9 protein-coding genes are annotated in these 9,309 nt (G+C 72.5%); 1 reads left to right on the top strand and 8 read right to left on the bottom strand.

Annotated features, from left to right (window positions below; translation table 11 throughout):
• Positions 1-87: 87 nt before the first annotated feature.
• The gene (locus tag P1V51_02175) at positions 88-852 is read right to left on the bottom strand and encodes a hypothetical protein (protein MDF1561819.1); all 765 of its coding nucleotides are present in this window, start codon (positions 850-852) and stop codon (positions 88-90) included.
• Between the two features lie 42 nt (positions 853-894).
• On the opposite strand from P1V51_02175, the gene P1V51_02180 reads away from it, so the two are divergent.
• Entirely contained in the window at positions 895-1,620 is a 726-nt protein-coding gene (locus P1V51_02180) for a hypothetical protein (GenBank protein MDF1561820.1), read from the top strand.
• On the opposite strand, the gene P1V51_02185 is transcribed toward P1V51_02180, so the two are convergent.
• The 7 genes from P1V51_02185 to P1V51_02215 form a co-directional block, all read right to left on the bottom strand.
• Positions 1,621-1,890 (bottom strand): hypothetical protein, encoded by a 270-nt coding sequence (locus P1V51_02185; protein ID MDF1561821.1) that lies wholly within the window; start codon positions 1,888-1,890, stop codon positions 1,621-1,623.
• Positions 1,887-2,531 (bottom strand): sigma-70 family RNA polymerase sigma factor, encoded by a 645-nt coding sequence (locus P1V51_02190; protein MDF1561822.1) that lies wholly within the window; start codon positions 2,529-2,531, stop codon positions 1,887-1,889. The genes P1V51_02185 and P1V51_02190 overlap by 4 nt, the downstream gene beginning before the upstream one ends.
• Before the next feature lie 2 nt (positions 2,532-2,533).
• A complete protein-coding gene (locus P1V51_02195) occupies positions 2,534-3,391 on the bottom strand; it encodes a hypothetical protein (GenBank protein MDF1561823.1) in 858 nt (285 codons plus the stop codon).
• Positions 3,392-3,578: 187 nt separating this feature from the next.
• Positions 3,579-4,739 (bottom strand): M23 family metallopeptidase, encoded by a 1,161-nt coding sequence (locus P1V51_02200; protein MDF1561824.1) that lies wholly within the window; start codon positions 4,737-4,739, stop codon positions 3,579-3,581.
• Positions 4,740-4,765: 26 nt separating this feature from the next.
• A complete protein-coding gene (locus P1V51_02205) occupies positions 4,766-5,689 on the bottom strand; it encodes a hypothetical protein (GenBank protein MDF1561825.1) in 924 nt (307 codons plus the stop codon).
• Between the two features lie 80 nt (positions 5,690-5,769).
• Complete coding sequence (locus P1V51_02210) at positions 5,770-6,411, bottom strand: hypothetical protein (protein ID MDF1561826.1); 642 nt, start codon at positions 6,409-6,411, stop codon at positions 5,770-5,772.
• A gap of 31 nt (positions 6,412-6,442) precedes the next feature.
• Positions 6,443-9,309: multiheme c-type cytochrome (locus tag P1V51_02215; protein ID MDF1561827.1), on the bottom strand; the 2,867-nt coding region annotated here is incomplete at its 5' end.

Below are 9,309 nucleotides of genomic sequence, written 5' to 3' on the forward strand. Positions count from 1 at the left end.
CCTAGCTAAGGCTAGGCTCCCTCACCCTTCCTTGCATCCGGGCACGTCCGCGGCGCCATCCGCTGTTCGGGAATCATGATCTCTGGTTTAGGACGAGCGCCTCGAGAGGCCGGTGAGGGTCGTCAGCTCGATGCAGCGGAAGAGGGCCAGCAGCCCCGCCAGCACGGGCAGGAGGCCCATCATCGGCGCCGTCGCGAAGGCGACGAGCAGGCCCAGCAGGCCCGCCATCACCAGCAGGCCGAAGCCCACCCAGGCCGCGATCACGCTGCGGGTGAGCAGGACGATGGCGCCGGTGACGAAGAAGGGGAGGGAGAAGAAGAGCCCGACCCCGACGAAGACGCCTCGCGCGAACCCCTGCGCCTCCTCGGGCACGTCGGCGGTCGCCGCGCCGGTGACGATCGGCATCACCGTCACGAAGAGGATGATCAGCCCGCCGATCACCCCGTAGGTCACGGCCAGCTCCAGGGCGATCCGGCGCAGGCGCTCCGGCGCCCCCTCGAGCTTCACGCGATCCTTGCAGCGCCGGCAGGTGACCTCCTCCCGGCGCAGCAGACCCGGCTCGCAGTCGACGCACAGGAAGCGGCCACAGCGCGCGCAGGTCGTGGCGATGGGCTTGTCGGGGTGCGCCTCGCAGCGAGGGGCGTCGGGGTCCGGTCCGATCGCGGGTGGAGGCTCTCTGGGCGGCGTCAAGACCTCGGCCTCCGGGCCAACCTCCCCGTGCACGTCCACGTCCACGTCCACGGCCTCTCCCCTGGGCGCCGTGGTCGACGCCAGACACCCCGGACAGAACTCCTCTCCCTCCAGCACCGCCTCCCCGCACGCGGGACAGGGACTCTCCCGGATCTCCTCCATCGCCCCGAGCCTACCGCGAACGCGAGGCGCTAGAATCGTTCCATGCGGGGAAGACGAGCGACCCGGACCATCGTCGTGCTGGCGTTCACCTGGGTGGTGGCGCCCCTCCTCGGCCAGGACAGCCGGGGCGAGCCGGTCGAGATGGACCTGGAGATGGGCCTGGGGGTGGGCCGGATGCCTCTGCTCCGACCCGGGGGCTGCGGCGGCCCCCACCCCCGTGACACCGCTGGCTTCCTGGGCGGCCAGGGCCAGCTCGTCGTGCGCTCTCGCCCCTCGTCGGGTCCCTGGCAGCACCGGCTGGAGGGGACGGCCTCGGGCGACCTGCGCATCCACTCGATCGGGGAGAGCGAGGTCGGCCTCACGGGCCTGGGCCGCGGGACGATCGGCTGGAGCTCGCGCTACCTGGGGATCAGCCTCGGCGCCTGGCTGGGGAACACGAACCAGTTCGAGGAGCTGATGGGCTTCGCCTCCGGCGCGATCCGTTTGGGTACCCCCGATCGCCACCTGCGCCTCTCGGTCTTCGACCAGCCCGGCTGCTACCCCGCCCTCTGCCTCGTGGGGCTGGAGGGGCTCTGGACCTTCGAGCGGCTGCTGGCGATCCAGCTCGGCGGCAGCCTCGGCCTGGTGGGCGGGCGCGGCTGGCTGCGGGTGCCCTTCCTCTGGCTGGGCGAGGAGGCCTGGCTGATCCCGGGTCTGGAGATCGCCACCAACGACGAGCGCGAGCTCACCTGGGCCCTCACCCTCGGCGTCCGCCTGCCCGAGCTCTGATCAGGAGGCCGAGGGCAGGAGGAGCGCGCGCAGGAGCGCCCCGAGGGGCGTGCTCACCAGGAGGACGACGGCGGCGGCGAAGAGGTAGGCGGTGTGCACCACCGGGCGCACGCGCAGGAGAGCCAGCCACTCGCCGAGGAGCGAGGCGCGCTCGGCCTCGAGCTTGGCGTGGACCCTTCCGCGCATCCGGGCGACCTGCGCCGGGAGGGGCTCGAGGGCCTCGAGGGCCTCGAGGAGCAGGCGATCGTCGGGGTGGGTGAGGTCGCTCATGCCGGGGCTCCTTCCTCGACCGGCTCGCCGGGCGCGCCCAGCCCGAGCTGCTCGAGCAGGCGGGCGCGGGCGCGCTCGCAGATCTTCCGGACGTTGGCGGTCTGCAGGCCGAGCAGCCCGGCCACCTCGGCCGCCTCGAGGCCGGCGCCGTAGCGCAGGGAGACGACCTGGCGGTCGCGCTCGGAGAGCTGCTCCATCGCGGCGAGCAGCCGCTCGACGGCCTGGCGGCGCTCGGCGCCCTCGTCGGGCCGCGCGCCGCCCTCGCCCTCGCGCAGCTCCCCTAGCTCGGCCGGATCGGTGGGAAGCGTCCGCCGCCGGCGGGCGCGGTTGCGCGCGAGGTTCAGGGCGATGGTGAGCAGGTAGGAGACGAAGCGGACGCCCTCGCGGGGCCGGTAGCGCGGCAGGGCCGAGAGCAGCCGCACGAAGGTCTCCTGGGTGACGTCCTCGGCCTCGGCCTCGCCGACGCAGAGGGGCCGCACGGTGCGGAAGACCCGGGCGACGAAGAGCGAGTAGAGACGGTTGGCCGCGACCTCGTCCCCCGAGGCCGCGGCCTGCACCAGGCGCTGGATCTCGGCCTCCCCCGGGTCGTCCTCGTGACCCGGGGGGCGGCCGGTCAGCAGCGCCGAGAAGAAGATCCACATGGTCAGGCGCTCTGCTCCTGGCCGAGGAAGTGGAGGGTCCAGATCGAGGAGCGGAAGGCGCCGCCCGCGCCGGAGGCGGCGAGGCCCACCGGCAAGACCACCAGCCCGCCGACGATCGCCGCCGGGATCAGGCCCGCCGCCAGGTAGACCAGGCCGCCGACGAGGGCCGCCGGGATCAGCGCGACCACGATGGCCAGGCCCGCGCCGAGCTGGCCCAGCATGCCGACCAGCATCAGCTCGAGGGACTCGCGCAGCCGCCCGGGGAGGTAGCGGCGCGCCTCGCGCAGGGCCTCGCCCGCCGTGCGGTCCTCCAGGACGAGGAAGCGCATGGCCCACTGATAGAGGAAGTAGACGGTGAGGAAGTAGGGCACCCCCACCAGCAGCAGGGGCAGTCCGAGCGCCAGGGCCAGGCCCACGGGCAGGACCTCGAGGGCTCCCAGCACCGGAGCCACGGCGATCACCGCGATGCCCGCGAGGAAGGCCAGGGCCGTGAGGAGCTTGAGGCCGAGGAGGCTGCCGAAGTGCCGCCAGCCCTGACGCAGGCCCTGCTTCAGGGTCGGGCGCGCTCCCTGGCGGCTGTCCCGGACCCCCTCGATGAGGGCGGCCTCGCTCACGATGTTGAGCACGAGGGCGGCGAGGCCGAGCAGGAGGCCGACGCCGATGAGCGCGAAGGCCCAGGTGGGGAGGCTCTGCAGGGCACCGGTGGCGCCGGCCGCGCCGGCGCCCTCGTCGGTGCTCGCCTGGAAGCCCCCGCTACCGCCGGCGGCGACGAAGAAGCCGAAGAACCAGAGAATCTTGTGGTTCCAGACGGTGGTGAGGGCGGTCCTGGCGGTCTGCCAGGTGGTCGAGGTGGTCTTCATCGGTCTCTCCCTTCGGGTTCGAAAGGGCGGCGATCTGCTGCCTTCACGAGGGAGAACCCCCTTCCCGCCGAGGCGTGACACCGGCCCGCGCTTTTTTCGGCTGATCGGGGTCAGACCCTGACAATTGACACTTGCGCCGAGCCAGTCGGTCCAAAGACCAAGTGTCAATTGTCGGGGTCTGACCCCATCAGGGCGCCGGCAGCACGCCGGCGCCCTGCCAGGGGGACTCGCCCTCCTCCACCGGCTGGTAGTCCAGGGAGAGGTTGGCGGGGCGGAAGAGGGCGGGATCGGCGGGGCGGGTCCCGACGAAGACCCCGTAGTGGAGGTGCGGCCCGGTCGAGCGGCCGGTGGAGCCGACCTTCGCGATCACCTGGCCCGGGCTCACCCACTGACCCTCGCGGACCAGCAGCGTGCTGGCGTGGCAGTAGGCGGTGGAGAGGCCGTAGCCGTGATCGAGCTTCACGTAGAGGCCATTGATGCCGTCGACCTGGGCGTACTTCACGTGGCCGCCGGCGGCGGCCCGGATGGGCGTCCCGGTGGGCGCGCCGAGATCGACGCCGTCGTGGTGCTTCCGGCGGCCGAGGGTCGGGTGATCGCGCATCCCGAAGGCGGAGGTGACGGCGTACTTGCCGTCCAGGGGCCAGCGCATCTGGTAGGCGGTGTCGAGGGAGCGGGTGGCGTAGACGAAGTGGGTGGCCCGCTCGACGTCCTTGCGGGTCAGGTAGGAGGCGAAGGACTCGAGGCGGTCGGGGGTGGCCGAGCCGGTGAGCTTCGCCCGGTTCACCGCCCGCTGGGCGACGGGCAGGCCCAGGGCGTAGGCGGTGAGCGCCGCGTCGATCCCGCCGAGGCGCTTCCGGTACGCCGCCAGCAGATCGAGGGCGTCGGCCAGGCGCAGCTTGAGGGCCTCGTCTCCGGCCTCGGCCGGCGTCCGCTCCGGTCGCAGCCTCAGCGCGATCCGATCGTCGGCGTGGTGGGGCAGGGAGCGCAGGTCGTACCAGAGGGTGCCGCCGGGATCCTGGGCGACGGTGCCCCCGGAGGCAACCACCGCGAAGGCCCGGGCCAGCGGCGGGCGCAGATCGCTGCGGCCGACCCTCGCCAGGGACTCGTCCTGGGGTTGCAGCTCGGCCAGCGCCTTGTCGGCCAGGGCCTGCCCGGCCACCCGATCCAGGGCCGCCTCGGGCGCCACCTCGAAGTAGGAGAGCAGCGAGGCGTGCTCGGCCTCGAAGCCGAAGAGAGCGGTCACCCCGCGGTCGATCAGCCCGCCCAGGGGCGTGCCGGTATAGACCGCCACCACCGCCACGGTGGTGGTGAGGAAGTCGAGCAGTCCTCTGTCCTTGGGATGAATCACGCGTCTACCGGAGGGTCCCGTACCTTCTACGGACCAGGGCGCTGGACGATCTGTTCCACCCAGCGGCCCAGGGGGGTGCCGGCCCAGAGCCCGGCGACGAGGAGGGGGAGGATGAGCACGGCGCCGAAGATCCCGCGCAGGAGGCGGCGGGGCAGGGACTCGCCCCGGGCCCAGTCGCGCTCACCCACGTGCTGGCACCTCGCCATCGCGCCGAGCATGGCGGGGATCCCCAGGCGCCAGAGCACGGTGAGCGAGGCGATGGCCGCCGGCCAGGGAGAGAGCCAGGTCCAGGACTCCCACTCGGCGGGCAGGCGGCGGGAGAGGGCGAAGAGGGCGTTGTCCACCGCGACGAAGAGGGCCAGGGAGCCGGCCAGGGCCGCCAGGGTGACGGCCAGGGGCAGGTAGATCTTCTCCACCGAGGGCTGCTTGAGATACGCGCCCAGGTGAACACCCATCCGCTTGAGCTCGTAGAGGCGCCGGCCGACGATGGCCCAGACCCGGTGATGGAGCCTCGAGCCGGGCAGCACGTAGCCCAGCTCGTCCTTGGGGAAGGCGGCGATGGCGCCGAACCCCAGGCGCAGGTCCACCAGGAGCTCGACGCCCAGGGCCATCCAGCGGGCGACGTTCTCCTTCATCTCGAGGTCGACCGTCGCGGCGAAGGCGAGCAGGCGCTCCTCGGGCTGGCTCATGAAGGCCCGCGCCATGATGCCGTAGCCCTCCTCCAGCTTGCGGTCGAGGAAGTCGAGGAGGAGGAAGGCCCAGTCGTCGAAGCGATCGGCGGCGGCGTGCACGCCCAGGGCGAGCAGGGCCAGCACCCCCAGGGGGACGAAGAGGCGGCGGTACTGACCGAAGGCACCCGTCCAGCGCAGGTAGGTGCCGATCGGACCCATCGCCCGGAGCCGGAAGCCCGGGTTGGTGTCCTCCTTGTCGTCGATCAGGTGCTGCCTCATGAGCCTCGCGAGGGGATGATACCCCGACTCCGGCCTGAACCACCGGAAGGAGCAGCCTCATCCCCGGGGCGTCGCTCCCTTCAGGGCGTCGCGCGGATCCAGCGCCAGAGGGCGCCGAAGCCGGGGGCGAGCCAGAAGAGGGCCGCCCGCACCCGGCGCCGATCCCTCGCCTCGGGCATCCCGGTGCGCTTCTCGAGGAGCTCGAGGGCCTCGCGCCGGCGGCCCTCCTTCTTCAGCAGCCAGGCGAGGTCGAGGGCGGCGTCGAGGTTGCCGGCCTGGAGCTGGAGCACCCGCACCAGGATCAGGATGGCGTCGGGCCGGTCCTTCCGGCGGGAGAGCGACGACCTCCCCTCCAGGAGCAGGGCGATCGCCTCGGCCTTCCGCGAGGCGCGCAGGTTCAGCTCGGCCAGCATCATCCAGGACTCGGCGTTGCGCGGGTCGTGGCCGAGCGCGTCCCGCAGCACCGCCATGGCCTTCTTGTCGAAGCCCTTCGCCAGGAAGGCGTCGGCGGCCGCCCGGAAGCGCGGCCAGGCCTCGGGGTGCTTCAGCTCGGCCAGGCTGGCGGCGAGGCGGGCGATGGTCTCGGGATCCGCGGGCTCGTGCTCGAGGATCTCCCGGTAGGCCTCGACGGCCACCTTGTGCTTGCCCTTGGCGCGCGCCTTCGCCGCCTTCTCGAGCAGCGCCGCCCGGCTGTACTTCTTCTCCTTGCTGAAGAGCCCCACGATGGGTCGAGCCTACTCCGGATCAGGGCTGCTAGGGCCAGACGCCCTGGGCGCACTCGATGGGGGCGGCGCCGGGGGCGTCCTTGTTGTGGTCCCAGAGCTGCCACATCGTGTCGCCCCAGGCGGCCAGCTGGCTGAAGGCCGGGTCGGTCTGCAGCACGTAGGCCAGGGCGCGGCCCGAGGGGGTCGGGCTGGGCAGGCTGGTGCCGACGCCGAGGATCTCGTCGCGGAGGAAGGCGACGTACTCGCGGCTGGTGGTCTGGTAGTAGAGGCGGATCTCGATCCGGTCGGCGCCGGGCGCCACCGACAGGGTCACGTCGTCCCATCCGCCGGCGTACTCGGCCGGGGTGAAGTAGCCGGGGTCGATGCTGCCCTGCCAGGCGGGCTCGGACATCCGGGCGGCGGCCTCGCCGATGCGGAAGCCCTTGGGCGGGATGCGGTTGTCCTTGTAGCGGTCGGTGGCCAGCACGAAGTGGAAGGTGTGCTCCTCGCCGGTGAGGCTGCTGCGCGGGTGGCTCTCGTAGACGAGGGCGTCCACGTGGGTCTCGCCGGGTCCCAGGGCCGGGCTGCCGGGGTCGGGCAGCCCCTTCAGGGTGCCCACCGTGGCGTCGTAGGGGTTCACCTCCTGGAGGAGGGTGGCCCCCTGGTAGACCTTGATGTTGGCGAAGAAGCGCCGGCCCTCGGGGTAGCCGGAGATCAGCTTGTGCCCGGTGTGGTTGTCGATGCGGAAGTCGAGGGTGCCGGTGCCGGGATCGTAGGCGACGTTCTCGACGGTCGCGGCCTTCTGCAGGGTGGCGATGGCCCGGTTGGAGGCCGCGAGGAGATCGCCCGGGTCGAGGGGCTGCCCGTAGGCCAGGTCGAGGGTGAGGGCGGCCGGCCCCTGGGCGAGGAGGGCCTCGTTGGCCGGATCGTAGTTGGGCGAGCCGGGGACGACGCTGGCGAGCAGCCAGGGCACCCAGGCGTTGCCGCCGGTCAGATCGTGCACGGGCTGGCCGCACTGCGGATGCTCGACGCTGCCGGTCGGCCGCAGGATTCCATCGTTCTTGTCGCAGCCCTTCCCGACGCCGTCGGGGAGGTGGCAGTCCTGGCAGCTGGAGATGTAGTCGTTCGCCTTCGAGGTGGTGAAGACGCCGGGGGCGTAGGGGCCGGTGCCGGCCGCGCCGCCCTGGAGGCCGTAGGCCGAGAGCATGAACTCCGAGAAGGTCCGCTCGACGTGGCCGTAGGAGGACGCCGACTGGGCCTCGGTGGTCAGGATCGTGGTGCCGTCACCCGGCGGGGTCCCGGCGAAGGCGAGGTTCGCCAGCACCGGGTTCGAGACGTCGTGGCAGGTGGCGCACAGGTACTTGCTCTTGTGGAAGCGGCTGTACTGCATCCCGTGCCGGGCGGCGGCGTCGGCGAAGGAGGCGCGCTTGTCGTTGACGCCGGCGATGAACATCTGGGCGCTGCTGGCCTCGGTCCAGCCGGCGTTCACCGGGTGGCTGGTGCCGTCGAAGGCGGGGTTGCCGTTGAAGAGGGTGAGGGCGGCGGCCTCGGTCCGGTCGGCCGCGCGGGTGGCATCGGCGGCCGCCTGGCTCGGCGTGAGGCTGGCGTTGGTCTCGTCCCAGTAGTTCAGCCAGTCGTTGCCCTCGCGGGTGCCCGCCCAGGTGTCCTCGTGGAAGGGGTCGAACATCCGGTGGCAGGTGTCGCAGCTCACGCCCTCGTAGTCGGCGCCGGTCATGGCGGTGCCGGTGGGCGGGTCGGAGCGCCCCTCCAGCCAGCCCGCGGGGAAGTGGCAGCGCAGGCAGAGGTCGCCGGCGTTGGCGTTGCCCATGAGCCAGACCGAGTCCTGCAGGCCCACGGCGAAGGTGCCCCAGAAGAGGGGATCGCGGGAGGCCTGGGCCATCATGGTGCCCTTCCAGTGGCTGCCGGGCTCGACGGTCGCGTCGTAGCCGTCGTGACAGTTGAGGCAGCGGCCGACCGCCTCGAGGGTCACTCCGTCGGTGGGCTGGGTGCCCGGCAGGCGCAGGAGGGGATCGGCGGAGACCGCCGGCGTGGTGGAGATGCCGACCGGCGTGACCACGACGTTCAGGGTGAAGGCGCCGCCGCCCGAGGCCGAGTCCACGAAGACGAAGTAGGTGCCCGGCCCGAGCGCCGGGAGCAGCAGCCGGGAGGTGGCGTCGGCGCTGTCGACGTCGTCGTGGCACTGCAGCTCGGCGCCGGTGTCGCAGTCGGCGGCCCGCAGGTGGAGGACCGTGTCGAGGGCCGAGCCGGCGGTCTCGAGGTAGACGTCCGAGTCGGCGCCGAGGGTGAGCTGGTAGACGAGCTCGGCGCCGCTCCCGCCGCAGCTGCCGGAGTGGGTCGCGAAGCCGGTGCTGGTGTCGCCGGGGTAGGTGCCGGTGCCCGGGATCACGATGGGCGCCGCGCAGCTGTCGCCGCCCCCGATGCAGCCCAGGAAGAGGTCGCAGGTCTGCCCGCCCCCGCAGAGCAGATCGTCGGGTGTGCTGGTGCAGGCGTCCAGGCCGGCGTCGCAGGTGTCGACGGTGCAGGAGACGGTGTCGTCGCAGGACGGCGTGAGGCCGGGCTGACAGTCGAGGGCCGGGTCGCAGGTCTCGGCGCCGTTGCAGAAGAGGGTGTCGTCGCAGGCGGTGTCGTCGGGGCCGTGGACGATCGTGTCCGTCGCCTCGTCGCAGGAGTCGATCGTGCAACCGACCCCGTCGTCCACGGCCGGCGCGGTGCCGGGCTGACAGTCGAGGGCCGGGTCGCAGGTCTCGGCGCCGTTGCAGAAGAGGGTGTCGTCGCAGGCCGTGTCGTCCGGGGTGTGGACGATCGTGTCCGTCGCCTCGTCGCAGGAGTCGATCGTGCAGCCGACCCCGTCGTCCACGGCCGGCGCGGTGCCGGGCTGACAGTCGAGGGCCGGGT

It is taken from the genome of Deltaproteobacteria bacterium, from assembly GCA_029210625.1.
Lineage (GTDB): Bacteria > Myxococcota > Myxococcia > SLRQ01 > SLRQ01 > JARGFU01.

Bases quoted from the DNA above. Each gene is read 5' to 3' on its own strand.
- P1V51_02175 (MDF1561819.1), bottom strand. From the start codon at position 852: ATGGAGGAGATCCGGGAGAGTCCCTGTCCCGCGTGCGGGGAGGCGGTG.
- P1V51_02180 (MDF1561820.1), top strand. From the start codon at position 895: ATGCGGGGAAGACGAGCGACCCGGACCATCGTCGTGCTGGCGTTCACC.
- P1V51_02185 (MDF1561821.1), bottom strand. From the start codon at position 1,890: ATGAGCGACCTCACCCACCCCGACGATCGCCTGCTCCTCGAGGCCCTC.
- P1V51_02190 (MDF1561822.1), bottom strand. From the start codon at position 2,531: ATGTGGATCTTCTTCTCGGCGCTGCTGACCGGCCGCCCCCCGGGTCAC.
- P1V51_02195 (MDF1561823.1), bottom strand. From the start codon at position 3,391: ATGAAGACCACCTCGACCACCTGGCAGACCGCCAGGACCGCCCTCACC.
- P1V51_02205 (MDF1561825.1), bottom strand. From the start codon at position 5,689: ATGAGGCAGCACCTGATCGACGACAAGGAGGACACCAACCCGGGCTTC.